The sequence below is a fragment of the Clostridium homopropionicum DSM 5847 genome (assembly GCF_001263795.1).
GTDB classification, from domain to species: Bacteria; Bacillota; Clostridia; order Clostridiales; family Clostridiaceae; genus Clostridium_H; species Clostridium_H homopropionicum.
Window position 1 is genome coordinate 25,492 of record NZ_LHUR01000011.1, and the last position, 25,779, is coordinate 51,270.

At 29.3% G+C, this 25,779-nt stretch carries 26 protein-coding genes; 21 read left to right on the forward strand and 5 right to left on the reverse strand.

Going from position 1 to position 25,779, the window contains the following annotated elements:
* Positions 1 to 22: 22 nt before the first annotated feature.
* From rbfA to CLHOM_RS02365, 18 genes are all read left to right on the forward strand, one after another.
* Entirely contained in the window at positions 23 to 373 is a 351-nt protein-coding gene (gene rbfA, locus CLHOM_RS02280) for a 30S ribosome-binding factor RbfA (protein WP_052220064.1), read from the forward strand.
* A 2-nt stretch (positions 374 to 375) separates the two neighbouring features.
* Positions 376 to 1,335, forward strand: a complete 960-nt coding sequence (locus CLHOM_RS02285; protein ID WP_052220065.1) for a DHH family phosphoesterase — start codon at positions 376 to 378, stop codon at positions 1,333 to 1,335.
* Positions 1,335 to 2,204 (forward strand): tRNA pseudouridine(55) synthase TruB, encoded by an 870-nt coding sequence (truB, locus tag CLHOM_RS02290; RefSeq protein WP_052220066.1) that lies wholly within the window; start codon positions 1,335 to 1,337, stop codon positions 2,202 to 2,204. The genes CLHOM_RS02285 and truB overlap by 1 nt, the downstream gene beginning before the upstream one ends.
* 21 nt (positions 2,205 to 2,225) lie before the next feature.
* Complete coding sequence (locus CLHOM_RS02295; protein WP_052220067.1) at positions 2,226 to 3,143, forward strand: bifunctional riboflavin kinase/FAD synthetase; 918 nt, start codon at positions 2,226 to 2,228, stop codon at positions 3,141 to 3,143.
* A 139-nt stretch (positions 3,144 to 3,282) separates the two neighbouring features.
* On the forward strand, positions 3,283 to 3,546 hold the full coding sequence (rpsO, locus tag CLHOM_RS02300) for a 30S ribosomal protein S15 (RefSeq protein ID WP_052220068.1): 264 nt from the start codon (positions 3,283 to 3,285) through the stop codon (positions 3,544 to 3,546).
* 115 nt (positions 3,547 to 3,661) lie between these two features.
* Complete coding sequence (locus CLHOM_RS02305; protein WP_052220069.1) at positions 3,662 to 5,785, forward strand: polyribonucleotide nucleotidyltransferase; 2,124 nt, start codon at positions 3,662 to 3,664, stop codon at positions 5,783 to 5,785.
* Between the two features lie 49 nt (positions 5,786 to 5,834).
* Positions 5,835 to 7,154, forward strand: a complete 1,320-nt coding sequence (locus tag CLHOM_RS02310) for a M16 family metallopeptidase (RefSeq protein ID WP_052220070.1) — start codon at positions 5,835 to 5,837, stop codon at positions 7,152 to 7,154.
* Positions 7,155 to 7,210: 56 nt separating this feature from the next.
* On the forward strand, positions 7,211 to 7,486 hold the full coding sequence (locus CLHOM_RS02315; RefSeq protein WP_052220071.1) for a YlmC/YmxH family sporulation protein: 276 nt from the start codon (positions 7,211 to 7,213) through the stop codon (positions 7,484 to 7,486).
* Between the two features lie 13 nt (positions 7,487 to 7,499).
* Positions 7,500 to 8,705 carry an aspartate kinase gene (gene dapG / locus CLHOM_RS02320; RefSeq protein WP_052220072.1) on the forward strand — a complete coding sequence of 402 codons (1,206 nt, stop codon included), beginning with the start codon at positions 7,500 to 7,502 and terminating at the stop codon, positions 8,703 to 8,705.
* Positions 8,706 to 8,761: 56 nt separating this feature from the next.
* Positions 8,762 to 9,454 carry a ClpP family protease gene (locus CLHOM_RS02325; protein ID WP_052220073.1) on the forward strand — a complete coding sequence of 231 codons (693 nt, stop codon included), beginning with the start codon at positions 8,762 to 8,764 and terminating at the stop codon, positions 9,452 to 9,454.
* Positions 9,455 to 9,540: 86 nt separating this feature from the next.
* Positions 9,541 to 11,838 (forward strand): FtsK/SpoIIIE family DNA translocase, encoded by a 2,298-nt coding sequence (locus tag CLHOM_RS02330; RefSeq protein ID WP_052220074.1) that lies wholly within the window; start codon positions 9,541 to 9,543, stop codon positions 11,836 to 11,838.
* Positions 11,839 to 11,923: 85 nt separating this feature from the next.
* A complete protein-coding gene (gene rimO / locus CLHOM_RS02335; protein WP_052220075.1) occupies positions 11,924 to 13,261 on the forward strand; it encodes a 30S ribosomal protein S12 methylthiotransferase RimO in 1,338 nt (445 codons plus the stop codon).
* A complete protein-coding gene (pgsA, locus tag CLHOM_RS02340; RefSeq protein WP_052220076.1) occupies positions 13,245 to 13,787 on the forward strand; it encodes a CDP-diacylglycerol--glycerol-3-phosphate 3-phosphatidyltransferase in 543 nt (180 codons plus the stop codon). Before rimO ends, pgsA begins: the two co-directional genes overlap by 17 nt.
* Positions 13,788 to 13,942: 155 nt before the next feature.
* On the forward strand, positions 13,943 to 14,977 hold the full coding sequence (recA, locus tag CLHOM_RS02345; RefSeq protein ID WP_052220077.1) for a recombinase RecA: 1,035 nt from the start codon (positions 13,943 to 13,945) through the stop codon (positions 14,975 to 14,977).
* A 189-nt stretch (positions 14,978 to 15,166) separates the two neighbouring features.
* The gene (gene rny / locus CLHOM_RS02350) at positions 15,167 to 16,702 is read left to right on the forward strand and encodes a ribonuclease Y (RefSeq protein ID WP_139205627.1); all 1,536 of its coding nucleotides are present in this window, start codon (positions 15,167 to 15,169) and stop codon (positions 16,700 to 16,702) included.
* A gap of 128 nt (positions 16,703 to 16,830) precedes the next feature.
* Positions 16,831 to 17,091: a stage V sporulation protein S gene (locus tag CLHOM_RS02355; protein ID WP_052220078.1), complete on the forward strand. Its 261-nt coding sequence runs from the start codon at positions 16,831 to 16,833 to the stop codon at positions 17,089 to 17,091.
* Positions 17,092 to 17,192: 101 nt separating this feature from the next.
* Positions 17,193 to 18,386 (forward strand): pyridoxal phosphate-dependent aminotransferase, encoded by a 1,194-nt coding sequence (locus CLHOM_RS02360; protein ID WP_052220079.1) that lies wholly within the window; start codon positions 17,193 to 17,195, stop codon positions 18,384 to 18,386.
* Positions 18,387 to 18,455: 69 nt separating this feature from the next.
* Positions 18,456 to 18,716, forward strand: coding sequence for an HPr family phosphocarrier protein (locus tag CLHOM_RS02365; protein ID WP_052220080.1), 261 nt, complete (start codon positions 18,456 to 18,458; stop codon positions 18,714 to 18,716).
* A 28-nt stretch (positions 18,717 to 18,744) separates the two neighbouring features.
* Here the strand turns inward: CLHOM_RS02365 and CLHOM_RS02370 are convergent, their stop codons facing one another.
* Positions 18,745 to 18,957, reverse strand: coding sequence for a DUF378 domain-containing protein (locus tag CLHOM_RS02370; protein ID WP_052220081.1), 213 nt, complete (start codon positions 18,955 to 18,957; stop codon positions 18,745 to 18,747).
* Between the two features lie 180 nt (positions 18,958 to 19,137).
* On the opposite strand from CLHOM_RS02370, the gene purB reads away from it, so the two are divergent.
* Both purB and CLHOM_RS02380 read left to right on the forward strand, forming a co-directional pair.
* Positions 19,138 to 20,571 carry an adenylosuccinate lyase gene (gene purB / locus CLHOM_RS02375; RefSeq protein ID WP_052220082.1) on the forward strand — a complete coding sequence of 478 codons (1,434 nt, stop codon included), beginning with the start codon at positions 19,138 to 19,140 and terminating at the stop codon, positions 20,569 to 20,571.
* A gap of 321 nt (positions 20,572 to 20,892) precedes the next feature.
* Positions 20,893 to 21,885: a tyrosine recombinase XerC gene (locus CLHOM_RS02380; protein ID WP_052220083.1), complete on the forward strand. Its 993-nt coding sequence runs from the start codon at positions 20,893 to 20,895 to the stop codon at positions 21,883 to 21,885.
* A 47-nt stretch (positions 21,886 to 21,932) separates the two neighbouring features.
* Here the strand turns inward: CLHOM_RS02380 and CLHOM_RS02385 are convergent, their stop codons facing one another.
* A complete protein-coding gene (locus tag CLHOM_RS02385; protein ID WP_052220084.1) occupies positions 21,933 to 22,328 on the reverse strand; it encodes a hypothetical protein in 396 nt (131 codons plus the stop codon).
* Between the two features lie 134 nt (positions 22,329 to 22,462).
* On the opposite strand from CLHOM_RS02385, the gene lexA reads away from it, so the two are divergent.
* Positions 22,463 to 23,071 (forward strand): transcriptional repressor LexA, encoded by a 609-nt coding sequence (gene lexA, locus CLHOM_RS02390; protein WP_052220085.1) that lies wholly within the window; start codon positions 22,463 to 22,465, stop codon positions 23,069 to 23,071.
* A 51-nt stretch (positions 23,072 to 23,122) separates the two neighbouring features.
* Here lexA and CLHOM_RS02395 read toward each other — a convergent pair whose 3' ends face one another.
* The 3 genes from CLHOM_RS02395 to miaA form a co-directional block, all read right to left on the reverse strand.
* Positions 23,123 to 24,406 (reverse strand): methionine gamma-lyase family protein, encoded by a 1,284-nt coding sequence (locus CLHOM_RS02395; protein ID WP_052220086.1) that lies wholly within the window; start codon positions 24,404 to 24,406, stop codon positions 23,123 to 23,125.
* Between the two features lie 97 nt (positions 24,407 to 24,503).
* Positions 24,504 to 24,740, reverse strand: a complete 237-nt coding sequence (gene hfq / locus CLHOM_RS02400) for an RNA chaperone Hfq (protein ID WP_052220087.1) — start codon at positions 24,738 to 24,740, stop codon at positions 24,504 to 24,506.
* A gap of 73 nt (positions 24,741 to 24,813) precedes the next feature.
* The gene (miaA, locus tag CLHOM_RS02405; protein ID WP_052220088.1) at positions 24,814 to 25,758 is read right to left on the reverse strand and encodes a tRNA (adenosine(37)-N6)-dimethylallyltransferase MiaA; all 945 of its coding nucleotides are present in this window, start codon (positions 25,756 to 25,758) and stop codon (positions 24,814 to 24,816) included.
* Positions 25,759 to 25,779: the final 21 nt, after the last annotated feature.

Genomic DNA, 25,779 nt, shown 5'->3' on the forward strand with positions numbered 1-25,779 from the left:
GTCTTAAAGGAGGTTTTTCTTAATGGCTAAACATAGGCTAGGAAGAATAAATGAAGAAATTAAAAAAGAAATAAGTAGTATTATTCGTGATGAAATTAATGATCCTAGACTTACTGCTATGGTTAGTATAACTAAGGTTGAAGTAACTAATGATTTAAGATATGCTAAAGTTTTTGTTAGTTTATTTGGTAAAGATGAATCACAAAAAGAAAGCTTTGAAGCATTAAAAAGTTCTACTAGTTATTTAAGAAGAGAAATAGGGCATAGAATTAACTTAAGGTATACACCAGAAATTATTCTTGAGTTGGATAATAGTATTGAGCAAGGGATCCATATTAGCCATCTACTAAATGACATAAAGGATAAAAAGTAAAAATGGCAATTAGAGATATAGTAGATAAGCTAATTGAATGCAATAAAGTTGGTATTACTTGTCACGTATCTCCTGATGGAGATTCTTTAGGAAGTTCACTTGCTTTTCTGCAAGTGCTTCTTAAATTAGGCAAGGATGCCTATATAATCTCTAAGGAGCCTTTGCCTAAAGACTTTTCTTATTTGCCCTATTCAAATGAATTTTATAAGCAAAATAATACGGTTTTAGAAAATACTGATGTAGTAATTGTGTTAGACTGCGGTAATATAGACAGAATTAATGGTAATTTAAACTATGAAGATAAACAGTATACTTTGATTAACATAGATCATCATTTATCAAATGATTTATATGGAGATATGAATTATATTGATATAAAAGCTGCTGCAGTAGCAGAAATAGTATATGAAATTTTAACAGCTTTAAACATAGAACTGGATAAAAACATTGCAACTTGTCTTTATACTTCTTTAGTTACTGATACTGGTTCCTTTAGACACTCTAATACAACCTTAAACACACATAGAATTGCGGGTATATTAATTACAACAGGAATTGATTTTACTGAAATTCATAGAATATTATTCGAAAATAAATCTGTATCTAGAGTTAAGCTATATGGTAAAGTAATTGATGGTATGGAAATGTATCTCAATAATAAATTATGTATAATGCATCTTAATAAAAATATTTTAGGTGATCCTGAAGAAAATAAGGGCGACACCTCTGATATTATTACTATTGGCACTCAAATTGATTCAGTTGAAGTGACAGCACTAATCAAAGACACAGAACAAGGAACTAAAGTAAGTTTAAGATCTAAGAATGTGGTTGATGTGAGAAAAATTGCAGAAGAATTTCAGGGTGGAGGACACGTTAGAGCAGCCGGGTTCTCTATTAATGAAAACGCTGAAACAATAAAGAGCATATTAATTAATAAACTGGAAAATGAGTTGATTTAATGGATGGAGTAATTAATATTAATAAACCACAAGGAATTACTTCCTTTGACGTTATAAGAAAAATAAAAAAAATAACTGGTTTAAAACGGATAGGACATACTGGAACTCTAGATCCATTAGCTTCAGGTGTATTACCAATTTGCATTGGCAAAGCTACTAAAGCTGTAGAATATATTATGAATGATTTTAAGATATATAAAGCAGAGTTGAAGCTTGGAGTAATCACTGATACTTATGATCAAGAAGGAAAAGTATTAGAAACTCATAATGTTGATGTTACTGAAAATGAAATAGTAAGCTGCATTAAATCTTTTATTGGAGTAAATTCTCAGATTCCACCTAAGTTTTCTGCAATAAAAATCAATGGGAAAAGAGCTTATGATTTAGCAAGAAAAGGTATTGATGTAGATATAGAAGCAAGAGAAGTAAATATTTATGAAATTAATATTCTAGATATTCAAGTACCTTATGTATCCTTCACTGTTAATTGTTCAAAAGGTACTTATATTCGCAGTTTATGTTATGATATTGGATTGAGATTAAATTGTGGAGCAACTATGTGGAATTTAGAAAGGATACAAAGTGGAAACTTCTCAATAGAAAATTCAGTAAATCTTGAAGAATTAAATGTTGATAATATTAAAAATTATTTAGTTCCTATTGATCAAGTATTAAATATATATGAGGCCTATACAGTAGATAAAAACTTTGAAAGGCTATTAATTAATGGAGTTTGTGTTGGAGACAAGCGCCTGTTAAAAAACCTTTCAGAGGACAAAGTTTACAGGGTGTACAATGAAGAAAAGATTTTTTTAGGCTTAGGTAAAATGATAAAAAACGGATTTAAGCTTGAGAAAATATTTATCTAGAGTGTTTTTGGAGTTGATTATATGGTTATTTATGAAGATAATTTTAAGGAAACAATATATGATAAAACATATATAGCTTTGGGTAGTTTTGATGGCCTTCATATGGGACATTTAAGCCTCATAAATAAAACTATTGAGCTTGCAAAAGAAAATAACATTAAGAGTATGGTATTTACTTTTAAGAACCATCCTTTAACTGTGATTAATAGTGATATAGCACCCAAATTAATTATTTCTAATGATGAAAAAACTAGACTTCTTAAGAATTTAGGTATAGATATTTTAAATTATGCTGAGTTTAACAACAAGTTTATGAAAATAAGCCCAGAGGATTTTATATGTAATTTAATAAAACATTATAATGCTAAAGGCTTTGTAGTAGGTTTTAATTACAGATTTGGATATAAAAATTTAGGTGACGTTGATCTTTTACAAAGTCTAAGCGAAAAATATAATTTTCATACTTACATAGTAAAACCAGTTAAGGTAAATGGAGAAGTTATAAGCAGCTCAAAAATTAGGCACCTGATTTCTGAAGGTGATATTACAAAAGCAAATTACTTTTTAACAAGACCATTCATGTTAGAAGGGAAAGTAATTAAAGGTAAACAATTAGGAAGGAAAATAAATTTTCCTACTATTAATTTAGATTATGATAAAAGCATTGTATTACCTAAAGGTGGAGTATATTTTACTTCTATTGAATATAAAAACGAGAAATTCAAGAGTATCACTAACATAGGATATAATCCTACTGTAAGAGATAAAAAATTAAGTATAGAAACTCACATATTGAATTTTAATGAAGATATATATAATGAAAAAGTTAAAGTATTCTTTCACAAAAGAATAAGAGATGAGAAGAAGTTTGAATCTATAGAAAAGTTGGCTGAACAATTATCAAAAGATAAAGAGTTTGCAATTAACCAAAGTATTTAACTTAGAGAAATATATGTAAAAAATAATTTACTTTTTTTTATTTATTTGTTATAATACATTAGAACCATATCCTATGTATACTGACTGGCCGGCGGTATTCATGGAATATCGGGGATTACAAAATCGGAGGTGCTTTTTAATGGAAAAGGCTAGAAAACAAGAAATTATTAATCAATACGCAACACACGAAGGAGATACAGGCTCTCCAGAAGTACAAGTAGCATTATTAACTGAGAGAATTAATCATTTAAATGACCATCTTAAAGAACATAAAAAAGATCATCACTCAAGAAGAGGTCTTTTAATGATGGTTGGTAAGAGAAGAGGTCTTTTAAATTACTTAAAAGATCAAGACATTGAAAGATATCGTACTTTAGTTAAAAACTTAAATTTAAGAAAATAGTGAGAGCGGGCTAGCACCGCTCTATTATTTTAAAAATTTATAATTTATTAAATAATAAAGAATTTTAATGGGAAACAATATAATAATGTAATAGATTGAAAGGAGGATATACAAAATGAGAGAAGCTAAAACATTCGAAACTATTGTCGCTGGAAGAAAGCTTAAAGGTGAAATAGGCAAGGTTGGTATGCTTTCAGATTGTGCCTTAATATTAAGTTATGGTGAAACTGTAATACTAATAAATGCAAATGCCTCAGAAGAGCCAAAGGAAGGAATTGACTTTTTCCCTTTGAGTATTGAATATCAAGAAAGACTTTACTCTGTTGGAAAGATACCAGGAGGTTTCATTAAAAGAGAAGGGAGACCTTCAGATAAGGCTATCCTAAATGCAAGAGCAATTGACAGACCATTAAGACCTTTATTTCCAGATGGATATAGAAATGATGTTCAAGTAGTTTGTACAGTATTATCAGTAGATCAAGATAATCTACCAAATATACTTGCAATGAATGGAGCTTCATTTGCTTTATGTTTATCAAGTATTCCATTTACAAATCCAGTAGGTACCGTAGCAGTTGGTTTAATTGATGGAGAATTCATAATTAATCCTACTTCAAAGCAAAGAGAGCAAAGCATTTTAGACTTAACTGTATGTGCTACAAAAGATAGAGTAATGATGATAGAAGCTGGTGGTAATGAGATACCAGAAGACGTAATGTATGATGCTATTATGTTTGGTTTTGAAGAGTGTAAAAAGATTGCTGATTTCCAAGAAAAAGTTATGAAAGAATACGGAAAACAAAAGGCTGAAACAAAACTTTATGAAGTAAATAAAGAAGTAGAAAAAGAAGTAGAAGATTTTGCTTTCCATATGATTAAAGAAGCTATGTATATAACTGATAAAGATTTAAGAAATAAAGCAATTGATGAAATTAAAGAAAAAGTAAACAATGAATTTAGTGAGAAGTACCCTGATAATTTAATGGATATTTCCGAAACAGTTTATCATATGCAAAAATCAGTAGTAAGAAATATGATATTAAAAGAAAAAAGAAGACCAGATGCTAGAGACTTTAAACAAATAAGAGAATTGGATGCTGAGGTTTCAATACTTCCAAGGACACATGGAAGTGGAATTTTTACTAGGGGAATGACTCAAGTAATGAGTGTTGCTACTTTAGGTTCAATTAGTGAAGTTCAAATATTAGATGGAATAGGTGAAGAAACATCAAAGAGATATATGCATCACTACAATTTCCCATCTTATAGTGTTGGTGAAGTAAAGCCATTAAGAGGACCTAATAGAAGAGAAATAGGTCATGGAGCTTTAGCTGAAAAGGCAATTGAGCCATTAATACCGAGTGAAGAAGAATTCCCATATGCAATTAGATTAGTTTCTGAAGTTTTAAGTTCAAATGGTTCCACTTCTCAAGCTAGTGTTTGCGGAAGTACTCTTGCTTTATTAGATGCAGGTGTTCCAATTAAAAGACCTGCTGCAGGAATAGCTATGGGTCTTGTTACAAGTGAAGGCTTAACAGAAGAAGCAATTTTAACTGATATTCAAGGAATAGAAGACTTCTTTGGAGATATGGATTTTAAAGTAGCTGGAACAGAAAAAGGAATTACTGCAATTCAAGTAGATACTAAAATTGAAGGATTATCAAATGAATGTATAAAAAATGCTATAGAAGATGCAAGAGAAGCTAGATTAAAAATTTTAGAGGTAATGAATAATTGTATTTCAAAACCTAGAGAAGAAGTTTCAGTATATGCTCCTAAGGTATTCACAATCAAAATAAACCCAGCAAAAATCAAAGACGTTATTGGTGCTGGCGGAAAAACTATCAATAAAATTATTGATGAAACAGGAGTAAAAATAGATATTAAAGATGATGGTTCTGTTTTTGTAACTGCTGAAGATTATGAATCTGGTAAAAAAGCTTTAGCAATGATTGATGGATATACTAGGGAAGTTAAAGAAGGAGAAATTTACTTAGGAAAAGTAACTAAGATTTCTAATTTCGGGGCTTTTGTAGAAATTCTTCCTGGTAAAGAAGGTTTAGTTCATATTTCTAAGCTTGACGTTAAACGTGTAAATAAAGTTGAAGATGTAGTTTCTGTAGGAGATGAAATCTTAGTAAAAGTAACAGAAATAGATTCTATGGGAAGAGTAAATCTATCAAGAAAAGATGCTATTAAAGACTCAGAAGCAGAGCAAAAAGAAGAAATAGATAATTAGAGTAGAAGGGCAGTGATGCCTTTTTATTTTATCTTAATCAGGAGGAAAAATGTATAATTCATTTAAGTTAAACAATGGTGTAAAAGTCGTTTTAGAAAGTATTGATTATGTTAACTCTGTTACAGTTGGAATTTGGATTAAAAATGGTTCCAGGAATGAAAATAAGTATAATAACGGTATTTCTCATTTTATAGAGCATATGCTATTTAAAGGAACTAAAACAAAATCTGCTAAAGAGATTGTTGAATGTATAGAAGATGTAGGAGGACAACTTAATGCATTTACTGGGAAAGAGGCAACTTGCTTTTATATAAAAATTTTAGATACTCATTTAGAATTAGCTTTAGATATTTTATCTGATATGTTGTTTAATAGTTTATTTTTAGAAGAAGATATTGAAAAAGAAAAAAAAGTAATTATTGAAGAAATAAAAATGAACATTGATAACCCAGAAGATATGTTAATGGATTTATATAGTAAAGCTGCCTATGGAGAAGATTCTCTTTCGTTGCCAATTTTAGGTGAAATTCAAACAGTAAAATCGTTTAATAGAAATAGTATTATTGAATACATTAATAATATGTATTCACCTGAAAACACAGTGATTTCAATCAGTGGAAAAGTAGATAGTAACTCAATTGAAAAAATAATAGAAAGATATTTTGGCCATTGGGAGAATAAAAATTTAAATAATCCTGAGATAAAATCACAAGGCTATTCTTATCCTATATTAAATAAATCTCATCTGTTTCTAAATAAAAAAATTGAACAGTTACATATGAATTTGGGAATGAGTGGATTAGTTTTAGGTGATGATAACATGTATGCATTAATGTTACTAAACACATATTTTGGAGGAGGAGCTTCATCCATTTTATTTCAAAAGATTAGAGAAGAATTAGGTATGTGCTATACAATTTATTCTTATATATCCTCCTATGTTAATTCTGGAACTCTAAATATATATACTAGTATGAATCCTAAAAGTTCTTTAAAAGCTATTAAATATATAAAAAATGAATTAGAAAATTTTAAAGTTGATAATTTATTAAAAGAAAGAGATAAAATATTTAAATTGAAAGAACAATTAAAAGGAAATTTTATTTTAGGTTTAGAAAGTACCAGCAGCAGAATGTTTAGAAATGGCAGAATTGCTTTATTTTTCGATAAGATAATACCACCAGAAGAAATACTAAATAAAATTGATGAAGTTAACACTGATAAGCTTAATTATGTTATGGAAAATACTTTTTCTAACGGAATTGAAAATTCTGCTTTTGTAGGAGAAAATTTCGACGAGGATAAAATTATAAGAATCTTTACTCCGGATAAAGTGGCTTTTAAAAATTCAAAAAAAGTTGAATTATAATAATGACTCCTTAATATATATTAATATTATTAATATATATTAAGGAGGAAATTATTTTGGAGGAAAAATTCAGAAGATATAGCGAAATAGAAAAATATGAAATAATAAATATAAATAATGGAGAAAAATACGGGTTTTTAATGAATAATGATATATTAATTGACGAAAATGGATCTTTAAAATTTCTTATAGTAAATAAATCTAATCAGCATTTTAGTTTTTTAAAAGGTAGCGACTTTCTTGAACTACCTTGGGAGTGTGTAAATAAGATCGGTTCTAAAACTATAATACTCGATGTTGAAGAAGAAGATATTAAAAAATCTTATAAATAACTTGGAGGAAATTATGAAAATTTTAGTTCAAAAATTCGGTGGTACTTCAGTATCTACTTATGAAAGAAGAAAATTAGTAGTGAGTAAAATTCTTAAAGCAAAAGAATTGGGTTTTCACCCAGTAGTGGTTGTTTCCGCTATGGGAAGGAAAGGAGAGCCATACGCGACTGATACATTGCTGTCTACTTTAACTGAAGATTTTAAAAACTCATGTAAACTAGCTGTTGATTTATTAATGAGCTGCGGGGAGATAATAAGCTCGGTAATTATGTGCAATGAGCTTTATAAAAAAAATATACAAGCATTGCCGCTTACCGGTGGACAGGCCGGAATAAAAACTGATAATAATTTTGGAAATGCAAATGTAAAGCATGTAGATGATAAAGTTATTTTAGGTTTATTGGAGAAAAATATCGTGCCTGTTGTTTCAGGTTTTCAAGGTATTGATGAGGAGGGTTTTATTACTACTTTAGGCAGAGGAGGAAGTGATGTTACTGCTTCTTTGCTAGGAGTAGCTTTAAGAGCAGAAGGAATCGAAATTTATACTGACGTAGATGGTATAATGACAGCAGATCCAAGAATAGTTGAAGATGCAAAGCTAATAAAAGAAATTAGCTATAATGAAGTATTTCAATTTGCTGATCAGGGAGCTAAAGTTATTCATCCTAGAGCAGTTGAAGTAGCAATGAAAGGTAATATTCCTTTATTAATAAAAAATACCATGAGTGAATGCGATGGAACAGTTATTGATAATTTTGGAGATTCAGAATCAAAAAATGTTATCACTGGAATAACACATATCGACAATAGAACTCAGATAATAGTTCAATTAAGTGAAAACATTGAGAATGAAAATTATTTTGATATTTTACCTGTTTTAGCCGAAAACTATATTAGTATTGATCTAATTAATGTATTTCCAAATCAAAAGATTTTCACTATAGATGATAAAGATTTCGAAAACTTCAATAACATAATGAATTCTTTAGGATTAAAATATTCTTTTAAAGATAAATGTAGTAAAATTGCTGTTATTGGTTCGAGAATGCGAGGTATACCTGGTGTAATGGCTAAAATATTAAAATCTTTAATTAAAGAAAAAATTGAAGTTTTGCAAACAGCAGATTCTCATATAACAATTTGGTGTTTAGTAGAATCTAAGTATGCAGTAGATGCTATCAAAGCTTTACACAAAGAATTTGAATTAGATAACAACTAAAATGAATAGTCCCTTTCTATTAAGCAAACACTAATTGCAAATAGGAGGAGATTATTATGTGTGATGAAATATCCAGAACAGAAAATAATAAAAATAATTTAGACAATATAAAAGAACTAGGAGTCTCAAAAACCAGCAGCATGAATCAGCGATTTCAGATACTCCCAATAATTGGACAGATAGAAGGGCATTCAGTATTACCACCACAGTCTAAATCAACAAAATATGAACATTTAATTCCTCAATTAGTTTCTATTGAAACAGATTCAACAGTTGAAGGGGTTTTAATTATTTTAAATACAGTTGGAGGAGATGTAGAGGCTGGACTAGCAATTTCTGAAATGATAAATAGTTTAAGTAAGCCAACTGTATCCTTAGTGATTGGAGGAAGTCACTCCATTGGTGTTCCCTTAGCAACCTGTTCTAAATACTCTTTTATTTCTCCTTCTGCCACAATGATAATTCATCCAATTAGAATGAATGGATTGGTATTAGGAGTACCACAGACCTTTGAATATTTTAATAAAATGCAGGAGAGAATAATAGAATTTATAGGGCGCACATCAAAAGTTGATAAAGGTGTTCTAAGAAAGCTTATGTTACAAACAGATGAATTATTAAATGATATGGGAACAATATTGATTGGAAAACAGGCAGTAGATTATGGTATAATAGATGAAGTTGGTGGTTTAAGCGATGCAATCAAAAAACTAGATCAGATGATTGATGAAGTAAAAAAGCAAAACTAGCTAAGATTTTCTTTAGCTAGTTTTATTTTTTAATAAAAAGGATAATTAAATCCTATGTAGAAAATAAACATAGAGGTGATATTAAAGTGGCAAGAAAAAATAGCAAAAGTAATAAAAAAACACCTGAAAGCACTAACAGATTTGGTAATGATATTAAAGGAATATTATTAATTACTGTTGGAGTTCTTATGCTATTAAGTGTTTTTATTACAAATTCATCAGGATTAATTGGAATAACAATTAAAAAGACTTTTATTGCCCTTATGGGATTAGGATCATATTTTTTTCCATTAATAATAATTTTAACTGGAGTTAGCTATATAATCAAAAATGGCAAGGTAATATTTAATAATAGATTTTATGGAATAATTTTGTTTATAACTAATTCACTAATGTTAATTCAAATGATAAACATAAATAAATATTATATAAATAATGATATACTACAAGGAATAAAAAAAATATATAGCAATCCTAGTATCTTTCACGGAGGAATAATTACATATTTAATAGATATACCTTTGTACAAATTATTTGGAAGTATTGGTTCATACTTTATAATGACAGCTATATATATAATATCCATAGTATTAATAGTAGAAATTAATATTAAAGATATATTTATGTATTTTAGAACACCTAATAAGGACGAAGAATCCATTAAACAAAATAATAAACTTGAAAGTAAAATAGAAGATAACCAATCTTCCTTTATAAAAAATATAAATCATAAAATTAAAATGGTAAACTTTATGAAATCAACTGAGGGAGATGTTAGTAAAGATAATGTTGAAAATAGGGAAATAAAAGTATTTGAGCCAAGAGTAGCCTTCAGTAAGAACAATGAGAATCTTAAGGAAAAATCAACTAAAGTCCTTGATAAAAATTCAGATAAATCTGAAGAGGGGTTAAGTGAGGAATTAAATAAAGAAATTAATGAAGGATTAACTAAAAATGAGGTAGCCTATATCTTCCCTCCACTTCAGCTTTTAAACTATAATGAAAATATCACAACTAATAAGAGCAGTAAAAAAGAATTGATAAATATTGCTTCTAAACTTGAAGAAACCTTAAGCAGTTTTGGAGTTGAAGCAAAGGTAATGCAGGTTACCAAAGGACCATCCGTTACAAGGTTTGAACTTCAACCAAGTGCAGGAGTTAAGGTAAGTAAAATAACTCATTTATCAGATGATATTGCATTAAGCTTAGCTGCATCATCTATTAGAATTGAAGCTCCTATTCCAGGTAAAAGCGCTGTTGGAATTGAAATTCCAAATAAGGAGACATTACCGGTATTTTTAAAAGAGGTAATTGAATCAGAAGAGTTTAGAAACTTTAATAAAAATATAGCTTTTGCAATTGGAAAAGACATTGGAGGAAAGTGTGTAGTAGCTGATTTATCTAAAATGCCTCATCTATTAATTGCAGGAGCTACTGGATCTGGTAAAAGTGTATGTATCAACACGTTAATTGTGAGCTTATTATATAAATATACACCAGAAGAGGTAAAACTATTATTAGTAGATCCAAAGGTTGTTGAATTAAACATATATAATAATATACCTCATCTATTAATTCCAGTAGTTACAAATCCTAAAAAAGCTGCTGGAGCATTAAATTGGGCAGTTACTGAAATGTCAAGAAGGTATAACCTTTTTGCGGAGAATAGCGTAAGAAATATTGAAGGATATAATGAACTATATAATAAAGGTAAAATAGAAAGTAAGTTACCATGGGTAGTAATTATCATTGATGAGCTTGCTGATTTAATGATGGTTTGTCCGGGAGAAGTTGAAGAATATATAGCTAGGCTTGCCCAAATGGCAAGAGCAGCTGGCATGCATCTTGTAATTGCAACTCAAAGGCCTTCTGTTGATGTAATTACAGGAGTAATAAAGGCAAATATTCCTTCAAGAATTTCATTTGCAGTATCAAGCCAGATTGATTCTAGAACTATAATAGATTCAGCTGGTGCAGAAAAATTATTAGGAAAAGGTGATATGCTTTATTATCCTGTAGGTGAATCTAAACCTATTAGGATACAAGGAGCATTTATATCTGAAGAAGAAGTAGAAAAAATAGTAAACTTTATTAAATCCCAAAAGAGTGAAGTTACTTATGAAGAGGGGATTATCGATGAAATTAATTCTTCTGTAGAAAAAGGTGATTCTGAAAGTGATGATTTATTAGATGAAGCCATTGAAATAGTATTAGAAAGTGGTCAAATATCTACTTCTTTTCTACAAAGAAGATTAAGGATAGGGTATAATAGAGCAGCAAGAATAATTGAACAGCTTGAAGATAAAGGAATAATATCTGGTAAAAATGGTACTAAGCCTAGACAAGTGCTGCTAGAAAATGATAGTTTAAAAAATAATAAGTAAATAAATATATATTTTACTTGTTAAAATCAATTATTCCATTTAAAATTAATTTTGTGATAATTAACGTTCTTAAGGAGGAAATTTAGTGACTAAATATAAAATTGGACTAATAAGTTTAGGTTGCGATAAAAATAGAATAGATTCAGAAATTATTCTAGGTAATCTTTCAGGAAATAATGAAATAGTCAACGACCCGAACAAAGCCGACATAATTATAGTAAATACATGCGGCTTTATCGAAAGCTCTAAGGAAGAATCAATAAATACAATTCTTGAAATGGCACAATACAAAAGAGGCAAGTGTAAAATGCTAATTGCTACAGGATGTTTAACACAAAGATATTCAAAAGAATTGCAGAAGCTAGTACCTGAAATAGATATTATGCTAGGAGTAAATGATTATGCTAGAATGCAAGAACATATTGCATGTTTCTTTAATAACGAAAATCAAAATATAATTGAATGTAATTATAGTGATCAAATTATCAATGAGGGTAATAGGATTTTAACTACTGAAGGTCATGTGGCATATTTAAGAATTTCTGAAGGCTGTGATAATCTATGTACTTATTGTATAATTCCTAAAATAAGGGGTAAATATAGGAGCAGAAGAATTGAGAGTATAGTAGATGAAGCCGAAAAATTAGCTTCTATTGGTGTAAAAGAGATAATATTAGTAGGGCAAGATACGTCTATCTATGGTACAGATATATATAATGAAAATAAATTACACGAACTTATTAAAGAACTTTCAAAAATTGAAAAAATACAATGGATAAGAGTTATGTATTCATATCCGGAGAAAATAACTGAAGAGTTTATTGATGAGATGGCGTCTAACAATAAAGTATGCAAATACCTTGATATGCCAATACAGCATATTAGCAACTCAATTTTGAAAAAAATGAATAGAAAATCTAGTAAAGAGTTAATAATTAATAATATAAATAAACTACGAAGCAAGGTAAAAGATATAACTTTAAGAACTTCAATTATAGTAGGTTTTCCAGGAGAAACAGAAGAAGATTTTAATGAACTTAAAGAATTTATAAAGGAAATTAAATTTGATAAGCTAGGAGTATTTAAATATTCACAAGAAGAAGACACCCCTGCTGCCAAAATGGATAATCAAATTGATGAGAATATAAAGGAGTCTAGATTAGAAGAGTTAATGCTTACTCAACAAGCTATTTCTAGAGAAATAAATAAAAAGAAAATAGGAAAAACCTATAAAGCAATTGTGGAAGGCTTAAAAAATGAACTATATTATGGTAGAAGTTATGAAATGGCACCAGAAATAGATGGTGAAATCATGTTTAAGTGTGATAAAATATTAAATATAGGTGATTTTACTGAGGTACTAATTACAGATGCCTCCGAATACGATTTATTAGGAGTTGTTAACTATGAATCTTGCAAATAAACTTACATTAGCTAGAATAGTGTTAGTTCCTTTCTTTTTGATTTTTATTTCATTTAATTCAAAATATACATTAATTATTGCAACTTCAATTTTCATTATAGCAGCTCTTACGGACAAGTTAGATGGGTATATTGCTAGAAGCAGAAATCAAATAACTAACTTTGGAAAATTTATGGATCCTTTAGCAGATAAATTACTTGTTACTTCTGCACTTATATCTCTTGTGGAATATCAAATAATACCTACTTGGGTTGCTATGATTATTATTGGAAGAGAATTTGCGGTAACAGGACTTAGAACTATTGCCGCTTCAGAAGGATTAGTAATTGCAGCTAGTTGGTGGGGTAAGACAAAAACTGTAACACAAATAGTGGCAATTATATCTGCATTGGTTTATCTAATAAGTAATTCTATCTATATTGAGTATTTAACATATCTATCATTATTTTTAGCTGTATTAGCTACTATTATTTCAGGCTTTGATTATTTTATAAAGAACAGAAAAGTACTCAGCTCAATTAGATGATTATTAGTGAAAATATTGGGCATAATCATAAAAAGTTCCTATAAAGTTTAATATAGGAACTTTTATCGTATGCTATTGACCTGCATAACGATATATTGTATAATTTAGTAGAACAAATGTTCGAAATGTATGTAACCTGAAAGGGGTAATAAAATATGAATAATGAAAAATTAAAAGCTCTTCAAGCAGCTTTAACTCAAATTGAAAAACAGTTTGGAAAAGGTTCTGTAATGAAATTAGGAGAAAGTGAAGTAATAAATGTAGAAGCAATTTCTACAGGAAGCTTATCACTAGATATTGCATTAGGTATAGGTGGAATTCCAAGAGGAAGGGTTATTGAAATATTCGGACCTGAATCTTCAGGCAAAACTACTGTTGCTCTACATATCATTGCAGAGGCACAAAAAAATGGAGGAACAGCAGCATTTATAGATGCTGAACATGCTTTAGATCCAGTTTACGCTAAAGCTTTAGGGGTTGATGTTGATAATCTTGTATTATCTCAACCTGACACTGGAGAACAGGCTTTAGAAATATGCGAAGCTTTAGTAAGATCAGGTGCAATTGATGTCATTGTAATTGACTCAGTAGCAGCTTTAGTTCCAAAGGCTGAAATTGAAGGTGAAATGGGAGATTCTCATGTAGGATTACAAGCTAGACTTATGTCACAAGCTTTAAGAAAATTAACTGGTTCTATTAATAAATCAAAATGCGCTACTATATTCATTAATCAATTAAGAGAAAAGGTTGGCGTTATGTTTGGAAATCCTGAGACTACTCCAGGTGGAAGAGCATTAAAGTTCTATGCATCCGTAAGATTAGATGTAAGAAAAGTAGATACAATTAAGCAAGGTGATGAGTTCTTAGGAAGTAGAACAAGAGTAAAAGTAGTAAAAAATAAAGTTGCTCCACCTTTTAAGCAAGCTGAATTTGATATTATGTATGGTACAGGTATCTCTACAGAAGGAAACATTCTTGATGTTGGTGTTGAAGAAGAAATAGTTCAAAAAAGCGGTTCTTGGTTTTCTTACAACGATATTAGGTTAGGCCAAGGTAGAGAAAATGCTAAGCAATTTTTAAAAGAAAATGAAAATATTTTAAAAGAAATTGAAAATCAAATTAGAATCAAACATAATCTTCCTTTATCTAAAAAAGTAGAATCTGATGTTAAGGAAAATGATGCTAAATAATTCTAACAATATTTGCAAAAACTTGACATGAATTTAAAAATAATATAAAATGAATACAATTACTGGTTTAACAAAATACTGATTGATATATAAACAAATGTAACACCTTTTCTAAACTTAAATGACGCTTGTTTACTAATTCCAAATAGGATAGAGTAAGGAGGTGTTGATTTGCGAGAAAATTTGAATATGTATTTGGTACTTTTATTAGCAGTGATTCTTGTACTTGTTTGTATTTTTGTGATTATATATGTGAGGAAAAATATTTCGCAGGCAAAAATTGCAGATGCTGAATTAAAGGCAAAACAACTAGTTGAAGATGCTGAAAAAAGTGCAGAATCTATAAAAAAGGAATCGATTTTAGAAGCAAAAGAAGAAGTTCATAAACTAAGAAATGATTTTGAAAAAGAGTCAAGAGAAAGAAGAAACGAAATTCAAAGACTTGAAAGAAGAATTATACAAAGAGAAGAAATACTCGACAAGAAAAGCGAAGCTATTGAAAATAAAGAAGAAGCTCTTAATAAGAAGCAACAAGAAATAATAGAAAAAGAAGCTAGTGTTGATGAGTTATATGAAAGTCAAAGACAAGAACTTGAAAAACTATCAAATCTATCTTCTGAAGAAGCTCGAGAATTATTATTAGAGGAAACAAGAAAAGAAATCAAACACGACGTTGCAGTAATGATAAAAGACATGGAGAATAAAGCAAAGGAAGAATCAGATAAAAAAGCAAGAGAAATAATTTCCTGTGCTATTCAAAGATGTGCTGCTGATCATGTAGCTGAAAGTACTGTATACGTTGTTTCCTTACCTAACGATGAAATGAAGGGTAGAATAATTGGAAGAGAAGGAAGAAACATAAGGGCTTTAGAAACATTAACTGGAGTTGATCTAATAATTGACGATACACCTGAAGCTGTAATACTTTCGGGATTTGATCCGATTAGAAGACAAATAGCTAGAATAGCTTTAGAAAAGCTTATTATTGACGGAAGGATACATCCTGCAAGAATAGAGGAAATGGTAGAAAAAGCCAAGAAAGAAGTTGAAAATGATATAAAAGAAGAAGGAGAGCAAGCAACCTTTGAAACTGGAGTACATGGTCTTCATCAAGAAATAATAAAATTATTAGGAAGACTTAAATATCGTACTAGTTACGGTCAGAATGTTTTAAAGCATTCCATAGAAGTTGCTTATTTAGCAGGCTTAATGGCTTCTGAATTGGGTATGGACCCGACTTTAGCTAAAAGAGCTGGTTTGCTTCACGATATAGGTAAAGCTGTAGATCATGAAGTAGAAGGGCCTCATGCTTTAATAGGATCAGAAATGGCTAAAAAATATCATGAATCTCAAGTCATCGTTAATGCGATTGCAGCACATCATGGAGATGTTGAATCTGAATCAATTGAGGCTATACTTGTTCAGGCTGCTGATGCTATATCTGCTGCTAGACCAGGTGCTAGAAGAGAAACAATAGAAGCGTACATTAAAAGATTAGAAAAGCTTGAAGAAATAGCAAACTCTTATGAAGGTGTAGATAAATCTTATGCTATACAAGCAGGAAGAGAAGTTAGGATAATGGTTAAACCAGAAATAGTTGATGACCTTGGATGTGTTGAGATGGCGAGAAATATTGTAAAAACTATCGAAAATGAATTAGAATATCCAGGTCAGATTAAAGTTAATATTATAAGAGAAGTAAGATCAATTGAATATGCAAAATAGTTTATGATATTAAGAAATCCTTTTTTATTCTAATTTTATTAGATATAGAAAGGATTTTTAATTTGATTGTAGAATATAATAAGGATATATCTTATATACATTTACAATCATTACTTAGGGGGTCTATCATGGAAGTATTAAAAGTATCATCAAAATCAAGTCCAAACTCTGTAGCAGGGGCGCTAACAGGAGTACTAAAAGAAATTGGCTCTGCAGAAATTCAAGCTATTGGAGCAGGTGCTCTGAATCAAGCAATTAAAGCAGTGGCAATTGCTAGAGGCTTTGTAGCTCCTAGTGGAATAGATTTAGTTTGTGTACCCGCTTTTACAGATATTGAAATTGATGGGGAAGAAAGAACTGCAATTAAACTGATTGTTCAACCAAGATAGCAATATTATCGAATATTTTAGGGCTTTAAATTGAGTCTTCAAAAAATAATCGAGATAATTTAATATATAATTTCTTAAATGTAAAGGAAGGGTGAAGAATAATGATTTTATCAGAAAAGGCAAAGCAAATTTCACCTTCATTGACTTTAGCAATAACAGCAAAAGCTAAGCAAATGAAAAATGAAGGAATCGATGTTATTAGTTTTGGTGCGGGAGAACCAGATTTTGATACACCTAAAAATATTCAAGAGGCTGCAAAAAAAGCTATAGAAGCAGGCTTAACAAGGTATACTCCAGCTTCAGGAATAAATGAATTAAAAGAGGCTATAGTACAAAAATTTAAAAAAGATAATGATTTAACTTATACTATGGATCAAGTTATAATTTCAACTGGTGGTAAGCAGTGTTTATCAAATGTATTTCAGTCTATATTAAATCCTGGGGATGAAGTATTAGTCCCAATTCCTTACTGGGTTAGTTATCCTGAATTGATTAAGCTTTCGGATGGAAAACCAGTTTATGTAGAAAATAAGAAAGAAAATGATTATAAATATACTTTAGATTCTCTCGAGAAGGCTATAAGCAAAAAAACAAAAGCAATTATATTAAATAGCCCAAATAATCCTGCTGGTTCTATATATTCACATAAAGAGCTAATGGAAATAGCTGATTTTGCCCAAAAGTATGATTTAATAATTATTTCTGATGAAATATACGAAAAATTAATATATGGTAATAAAACTCATGTTAGCATTGCAAGCTTAAGTGAAGATACTTTTAATAGAACAATTGTGATTAACGCTGTTTCTAAGTCTTATGCAATGACTGGATGGAGAATTGGTTATGCTGCTGGACCAAAAGAGATAATAAAGCTTATGTCTAGTATACAAAGTCATACTACATCTAATCCTACTTCTATTTCTCAATATGCTGCACTTGAAGCGCTTACTGGGCCACAAGATGATTTAGATTTTATGGTTAAACAATTTGCTCAAAGGCGAGACTATATGGTTTCAAGAATAAAGGCAAATCCAAAGTTATCTTGCATTGAGCCAGAAGGAGCATTTTACATTATGCTTAACGTATCTAGTGTATACGGTAAAAAGGTAAATGGGAATACTATATCTAATTCAATGGAATTTTCTGATATGATTTTAGATGTAGAAAAGGTTGCAGTAATCCCAGGAGTAGCTTTTGGTTTAGATGAATATGTAAGATTATCTTATGCTACTTCTCTTGAAAAAATTACAGAAGGATTAGATAGAATTGAGAGGTTTATGGATAAATTTAATTAATTTTTAGATAGTCTAATGATATAATTAAATTATTATATAAATTTAATGATTAATTTGAGGTGGTTGAATATGATAAAAAAAGAGGCTATTATTAGAGCATCTACTGGATTACATGCAAGATCTGCTACATTATTGGTAAGAAAAGCATCCTCATTTAAATCTGATATTTACTTAGACTTTGAAGACAAAAAAGCCAACGCTAAAAGTTTAATTAATGTATTATCTTTGGGTGTTAGAAAAGGGTCTAAGATTTCTATAACAGCCAACGGAGATGATGAAACTTTAGCTGCAGAAGAAATGTATAAATTAATTGAAGATTTAAAAGAATAAATAAAAGGCTATATGCCTTTTATTTATTTTATAGTTCTTTAGATTTACACTTAAACAATAATACCAATACATTTAGAGATGATAATCCTACTAAAATATATATAATTTTTTCTAACAAAGGAAGAGAATTAAGCAAAAGGTTAATAAGATTTAATTGAAATAATCCTATTATTCCCCAGTTTATGCCGCCTAAAATCATCATAATAATAGAAAATTTATCAATTGGACTCATTTTATACATATATTGTACCTCCTAGTTTAATAATTTGTTTTAGTAGATTATATTATTATAATTCTTAAATAGAACTTTTTTTTAATTTATTAAATCCGAACAAAATACTTACTATCATAAATAATATATGTTATAATATGAATGAATGAAAAACATATAAAGTATAATATATGTATACGGAGGGGAAAAATGAATAGAACAACATACAATACACCTTTAAATAGCAGATATGCATCTCCTGAAATGTCATATTTATTTTCTGAGGAAAAAAAGTTTAAAACTTGGAGAAAGTTATGGGTTGCCCTTGCAGAAAGCGAGAAAGAACTAGGTTTAGATATTACTGACGAACAAATTAATGAACTAAAAACAAATATTGATGATATAAATTACGAAGTAGCTCAAGCTAAAGAAAAAGAAATTCGTCACGATGTTATGAGTCATGTATACGCATATGGTTTACAATGTCCTGCTGCTAAGGGAATAATACATTTAGGAGCAACTAGCTGCTATGTTGGAGATAATACCGATTTAATAATAATGAGAGAAGCTTTAACTATAATAAAAAATAAACTTATAAATATATTAGATAACCTTTCAAAGTTTGCTCTTAAATATAAGTCCTTACCTACTCTAGGATTTACTCATTTACAACCAGCTCAACTTACAACAGTAGGTAAAAGAGCGACCCTTTGGATGCAAGATTTAGTATTAGATATTGAAAACATCGATTTTGTTATCAATAATTTGAAACTAAGAGGAGCAAAAGGTACTACTGGAACTCAAGCAAGTTTTATGAGTTTATTTAATAATGATGAGGAATTAGTAGTTAAACTTGATTCCTTAATAGCAAGTAAAATGGGATTTGACAAAACTTATGATGTTACTGGTCAAACATACCCTAGAAAAGTTGATTCAATAGTTTTAAATACTTTATCTGAAGTTGCTCAAAGTGCTTACAAGTTCAGTAACGATTTAAGAATTCTTCAAAACATGAAGGAAATGGAAGAACCATTTGAAAAAAATCAAGTTGGATCTTCAGCTATGGCATATAAGAGAAATCCAATGAGGTCTGAAAGAATAAGTGCTCTTAGTAGATTTGTAATTGTAAATTCACTTAATCCTGCTATAACTGCAGGTACTCAATGGTTTGAAAGAACACTAGATGACTCAGCTAACAAGAGATTGTCTGTTTCAGAATGTTTCCTTGCTTTAGATGGAGTATTGAACCTTTATATAAACGTAACAGAAAATATGGTAGTATATGAAAAAGTAATTAGAACTCATGTTGATAGTGAACTTCCTTTCATGGCTACTGAAACTATCCTTATGGAAGCTGTAAAAAGAGGAGGGGACAGGCAGGAGTTACACGAAAAAATTAGAGTCTTATCTATGGAAGCTGCAAAAAGAGTTAAAGAAGAAGGATTAAACAACGATTTAATCGAAAGAATAATTAACGACAATTCCTTCTTTATGAGCAGAGAAGAAATTCTATCAATAATGGATCCTGTAAAGTTTACAGGAAGAGCTTCAGGTCAGGTTGATGATTTTGTAAATAATGTAATCAACCCTATCATAGCAAAAAATAAATCAAGTTTAGGTGTAAATGTAAGTATAAATGTATAATTATCTAAATGTATATGTATTCACTTTAACTAATAAGTATAAAATATTTAATTTGGATTGTATTAAAAAATCAAACTTCAAAATTTCTTTCATGATATATTATAACTATTTAATAAAACTAAAATTGTATTTTTCATATAATTCCACATATTTAATTTAGATTTATTTTTACTATTTATTACCGGAAACTATTATTTTAAATTCATATATAGTATAATATTATTAAGTAGTGATTCTTCGGAATTGCTACTTAAAATATACAATTATAACTTCGCTAAATGTAAATTTAGCGAAGTTACATCATCAAAATAGGAGGGAACAATGAATTATAATCTTAACAGTGTTTTCGATCCTTGTTTGCCTGAATGTTTAAATGATTTCTTAAATTATTTAGGAACTATCAGGGGTAAATCCCTAAATACTATTGCTGCATATAAATGGGACTTAAGTATGTTTTTTAGATTTTTAAAGCTTTACAAAGGTTATATCAAAGATAAAGATAAGATTGATTTTAATTCTATTCCCATCAGTGATATAGATACAGAATTTATTAAAAAAATAAAACTTTCAGATCTTTATGCTTTTATTGCTTTTGCAGAAAATTATAGAAACAATAGCAACTATGCTAGAGCTAGAAAAGTAGCTGCATTAAAATCTTTATTTAAATTTTTGCATGGTAAAGCAAAAATTATAGAAGAAAATCCAGCCACTGAATTAGAAACCCCAAAAATCAATAAGAGAAATCCTGTATATCTAACCTTAGATGAAAGCAAAAAGCTTCTCTCTTCTATTGACGGTAATAATAAAGAAAGAGATTATTGTATCATAACACTTTTCTTAAATTGCGGTTTAAGACTTTCTGAACTGTGCAGTATTGATATATCAAGAATTAAAGATGATACTCTAACTATCATCGGAAAAGGTAATAAAGAAAGAACAATATATTTAAATAGCGCTTGCTTGAAATCAATTAACAGCTACCTTTACGTAAGAAGGTCTTATAATGATAAAGTAGATTCTAAAGATAAAGATGCTCTTTTCATAAGTAAGAATTACAAAAGAATAAATAAAAGAAGTGTAGAACTTATTGTAAAGAAATATATTGAAAAATCCGGCCTTGAAGCTAAAAGATACTCACCTCACAAATTAAGACATACAGCTGCAACACTTATGTATAAATATGGTAACGTTGATATACGTAGTTTGCAGATGGTCCTCGGTCACGAAAATGTATCTACAACTCAAATATACACTCATGTTGATGATGATACTTTAAGGCATGCAGTTAGCTTAAATCCCCTAAGTGAAGAATGAAAAACAGCTTTACTTGCTGAATTAGCGAAGTAAAGCTGTTTATAAAATTATTTCTTAGTTTTATTTGGATTAACTACTATTAGACCAGGAAACACTTCATTTAATAGATTATTACCAGCACTCTCTTCATTTAAAGCATCTTCCAACCCCTCTATATCTTCAATATAATCTTCTTTAAAATCTGATTCTTTTATTTCCTTATTAAGAGATGCTAAATATTCAATATCCAGCTTTTTATAATCTTCTGCTATTTGAAAATTTTCTTCAACATCACTTTCTGTATCTAAAATTTCCTCTATGTTAACTATCTTGGAATCATATCCTTCTAAATTTAGACATTCTCCACAATTATTACATGTTTTCTTAGGATCTAAATCGCAGGTATCACAATCCCCGCAATGGGTACATTCCTTTTCAATCTTGAAAACACAGAATTTCTTCATTTTATTCCCTCCCCTTTTTCACCTAAGTATTATATCAAAAGAAAATGCAATAATCAATATTTATAGAACATTTGTTTGATATATCCCTATATATATGATATAATTCAAAATATAGGATAAGAGGAGTGTATAGAATGAGTGATAATAAAAAAGATAAACAATCTGAAATATATGAATTTATTAAAAATCAAATAATTCAAAAGGGCTACCCACCATCAGTTAGAGAAATATGCAAGGGTGTTGGTCTTAGTTCAACTTCAACAGTTCATGGCCATTTAGAGAGACTAGAGAAAAAAGGATTAATACGAAGAGACTCAACAAAGCCAAGAACTATTGAAATTCTTAAGGATCCTGTAATCAATAAAGAGATGTTAAACATCCCTATTGTTGGGAAGATTACAGCTGGAGAACCTATTTTAGCTGTAGAAAACATTGAAGATACTTTCCCTATATCTTTAAATTTCATGCCAAAAAATAAAGATTTATTTATATTAAATGTATCTGGAGAAAGTATGATTGAAGCAGGTATACATAATGGTGATTTAGCAATAATTGAAAAAACAAACTATGCTGAAAATGGAGAAATCGTAGTTGCTTTAATCGAAAATGAAGCTACTTTAAAAACTTTTTATAAGGAGAAAGATCATATTAGGCTTCAACCTGAAAACAAGACAATGAATCCTATTATTGTAGATGATTGCATTATTGTAGGAAAATTAGTAGGCTTATTTAGAAAATACTAAAGTATAAAGAGTAAATGATTTATTGTTAATCACTTACTCTTGTTTTTATATCTATTTCAAAATTCTTCCTAATGCTATTAAAATTCCTATTTTAGCATGATCAAAAGTAAGTCCTCCCTGTAGATATGCAATGTAAGGCTCTCTAATTGGAGCATCACATGATAATTCAATAGATGATCCTTGAATAAATGAGCCTGCTGCCATTATTACTTGATCTGCATATCCTGGCATATCCCAAGGTTCACAAGCTACAAAAGAATCAATTGGAGAACCTATTTGTATCCCCTTGCAAAATTCTATAAGTTTTTCTTTGTCATTAAATTTGATGGCTTGAATTATATCGCTTCTTTTATCATCAAACTTCGGTAATACATTTAAACCAGCAAGTTCCATTATTCTTGAACAGAATACTGCACTTTTTAAAGCCTCCATTGTTATGTGTGGAGCAAGGAATAATCCTTGAAACATGGTTCTCATTACTCCAAAAGTAGAACCACACTCCCCTCCTATTCCTGGAACAGTTAATCTATAAGATGCTCTCTCTACACATTCTTTAGTTCCTGCTATATATCCTCCTGTAGGAGTAATACCTCCTCCGATGTTCTTAATTAATGATCCAACTACCAAGTCAGCTCCAACATCTGTAGGTTCGTAAATATCTATGAATTCTCCGTAGCAATTATCTACGAAGCATATAATATCTTTCTTAAGTGCTTTAACACATTCAATTATTTCTTTAATATCATTAATTAGTAAAGCATTTCTCCAACCATAACCTGTGGACCTTTGAATATGAACTAATTTTATTGATGGATCTTCAGATAATATTTTCTTAATGTCTATGTAATTTGGTTTTCCTTCCTCAGTTAATTCTAATTGTTTGTGATTAACGCCATATTCCTTAAGTGATCCCATATTATTTCCTTTACCTATTCCAATGACTTCATGAAGAGTATCATATGGAGTTCCACAAACTGAAAGCATTGTATCACCAGGTCTTAAGTTTCCGAATAAGGCAGTTCCTAAGGCATGAGTACCATTTACAAAATGAGGTCTAACAAGTGCACTTTCACAATTAAATATTCTAGCATAAACCTTATCTAAAGAATCTCTACCCATATCGTTATATCCATAGCCAGTGGAAAAAGTAAAATGAGAATCACTAATTCTCTCTTCCTGAAAAGCTTTTAGAACTTTAAGTTGATTAAATTCTCTTATTTCATCTAATGAATTACATACTTCTTCAACATCTTTAATAGCTTTTTCATATAGCTCTAATACTTTATTGCTAATTTTATATTGATTAACTAGTAATTCTTTTGTATTTTGAATCATAATAAGTCCCCCAAAATCTAAAATTATTAATTATTAATTATTTTAAACATTAATTATATTAACACATATAAAAAAAATAGGCAAACTATTGCCTATTTTAATCGTTATCTTCTTGAACAAACAAAATTGGTTTTGCCGGAATAATGGTAGAAACTGCATGCTTATATACCATCATCTGTTTTCCATCATTGTCTAAAATTACAGTAAAATTATCAAATCCTTTAACAAGACCTTTTAGCTGAAATCCATTCGTTAGATATATGACAACGTGTATTTTGTTCCTTCTTGCATTATTTAGAAATAAATCTTGTAGATTGCTAGGTGGTTTATTCATAATGTTTCCCTCCAACTTGTGATATTTAAAATTATTCTATAAAAATAAGTAAAATCCTTTATTTTTTTATTATTTATTTATTAATTTTTAATTCATAAAACTTGCTTTTAATATATTCTACTATTTCATCACTATCTTTAAATTTATCTTTATCTACCCAAATAACTCTCTTATCTTTTCTAAACCATGTTAATTGACGCTTAGCATAATTCCTACTACCCTTTTTAATCATTTCAATAGCTTCACTAAGAGAGATATTACCATCAAGATAACTTAGTATCTCTTTATAACCAATCCCCTTCATAGATTGCATATCTGCAGTGCAGCCCATCTCTTTAAGTTTACAAACCTCATCTACAAGACCTTGTTCCATCATAATATCTACTCTTAGATTGATTCTTTCATATAATCTGTCTCTATTCATATTTAATACAAAATAATAAACATTATATGGAATATCATGAATATTTTGTTCGGCATTAAACTGACTTAGGGTTTTCCCAGTTAGTTTATAAACCTCTAAAGCTCTAATAATTCTTTTTAAATCATTTGAAAATAATCTTTTATACGATTCTTCGTCAACTTCTTTTAGAAGATTATGAACATATTCATTTCCTTTTTCCACAGCTAATTCTTTTAAGCTTTCTCTATAGCTTTCATCTTTTTCTACTGATGCAAAATCATAGTTAAATACTAGAGAATCTATGTAAAATCCCGTTCCACCAACAACCAAAGGTAATTTCCCTTTTGAATAAATTTCATTTATTGCTTCAATAGCTTTTTCTTTAAACTCAGCTACACTAAATTCTAATCGTGGATCTAAAAAGTCCAAAAGATAGTGTTTTACATTTTGCATTTCTTCTGGCTTTATTTTTGCTGAACCAATATCCATATTCTTATAAATTTGCATAGAATCAGCAGAAATAATTTCTCCATTTAACCTTTTAGCTAGTTCAATAGATGTTTCTGTTTTTCCTATAGCTGTTGGTCCAGCTAAAATGAATAAGTCTTTTTTCATTAGCGATCTCCTTACAATATT

Bases quoted from the DNA above. Each gene is read 5' to 3' on its own strand.
- purB (WP_052220082.1), top strand. From the start codon at position 19,138: ATGAATAGAACAACATACAATACACCTTTAAATAGCAGATATGCATCT.
- CLHOM_RS02355 (WP_052220078.1), top strand. From the start codon at position 16,831: ATGGAAGTATTAAAAGTATCATCAAAATCAAGTCCAAACTCTGTAGCA.
- CLHOM_RS02380 (WP_052220083.1), top strand. From the start codon at position 20,893: ATGAATTATAATCTTAACAGTGTTTTCGATCCTTGTTTGCCTGAATGT.
- CLHOM_RS02385 (WP_052220084.1), bottom strand. From the start codon at position 22,328: ATGAAGAAATTCTGTGTTTTCAAGATTGAAAAGGAATGTACCCATTGC.
- CLHOM_RS02360 (WP_052220079.1), top strand. From the start codon at position 17,193: ATGATTTTATCAGAAAAGGCAAAGCAAATTTCACCTTCATTGACTTTA.
- CLHOM_RS02395 (WP_052220086.1), bottom strand. From the start codon at position 24,406: ATGATTCAAAATACAAAAGAATTACTAGTTAATCAATATAAAATTAGC.
- CLHOM_RS02285 (WP_052220065.1), top strand. From the start codon at position 376: ATGGCAATTAGAGATATAGTAGATAAGCTAATTGAATGCAATAAAGTT.
- hfq (WP_052220087.1), bottom strand. From the start codon at position 24,740: ATGAATAAACCACCTAGCAATCTACAAGATTTATTTCTAAATAATGCA.
- CLHOM_RS02305 (WP_052220069.1), top strand. From the start codon at position 3,662: ATGAGAGAAGCTAAAACATTCGAAACTATTGTCGCTGGAAGAAAGCTT.
- lexA (WP_052220085.1), top strand. From the start codon at position 22,463: ATGAGTGATAATAAAAAAGATAAACAATCTGAAATATATGAATTTATT.
- CLHOM_RS02370 (WP_052220081.1), bottom strand. From the start codon at position 18,957: ATGTATAAAATGAGTCCAATTGATAAATTTTCTATTATTATGATGATT.
- dapG (WP_052220072.1), top strand. From the start codon at position 7,500: ATGAAAATTTTAGTTCAAAAATTCGGTGGTACTTCAGTATCTACTTAT.
- miaA (WP_052220088.1), bottom strand. From the start codon at position 25,758: ATGAAAAAAGACTTATTCATTTTAGCTGGACCAACAGCTATAGGAAAA.
- CLHOM_RS02325 (WP_052220073.1), top strand. From the start codon at position 8,762: ATGTGTGATGAAATATCCAGAACAGAAAATAATAAAAATAATTTAGAC.
- CLHOM_RS02295 (WP_052220067.1), top strand. From the start codon at position 2,226: ATGGTTATTTATGAAGATAATTTTAAGGAAACAATATATGATAAAACA.
- recA (WP_052220077.1), top strand. From the start codon at position 13,943: ATGAATAATGAAAAATTAAAAGCTCTTCAAGCAGCTTTAACTCAAATT.
- CLHOM_RS02310 (WP_052220070.1), top strand. From the start codon at position 5,835: ATGTATAATTCATTTAAGTTAAACAATGGTGTAAAAGTCGTTTTAGAA.
- rny (WP_139205627.1), top strand. From the start codon at position 15,167: ATGTATTTGGTACTTTTATTAGCAGTGATTCTTGTACTTGTTTGTATT.
- rbfA (WP_052220064.1), top strand. From the start codon at position 23: ATGGCTAAACATAGGCTAGGAAGAATAAATGAAGAAATTAAAAAAGAA.
- rpsO (WP_052220068.1), top strand. From the start codon at position 3,283: ATGGAAAAGGCTAGAAAACAAGAAATTATTAATCAATACGCAACACAC.
- pgsA (WP_052220076.1), top strand. From the start codon at position 13,245: ATGAATCTTGCAAATAAACTTACATTAGCTAGAATAGTGTTAGTTCCT.
- CLHOM_RS02365 (WP_052220080.1), top strand. From the start codon at position 18,456: ATGATAAAAAAAGAGGCTATTATTAGAGCATCTACTGGATTACATGCA.
- truB (WP_052220066.1), top strand. From the start codon at position 1,335: ATGGATGGAGTAATTAATATTAATAAACCACAAGGAATTACTTCCTTT.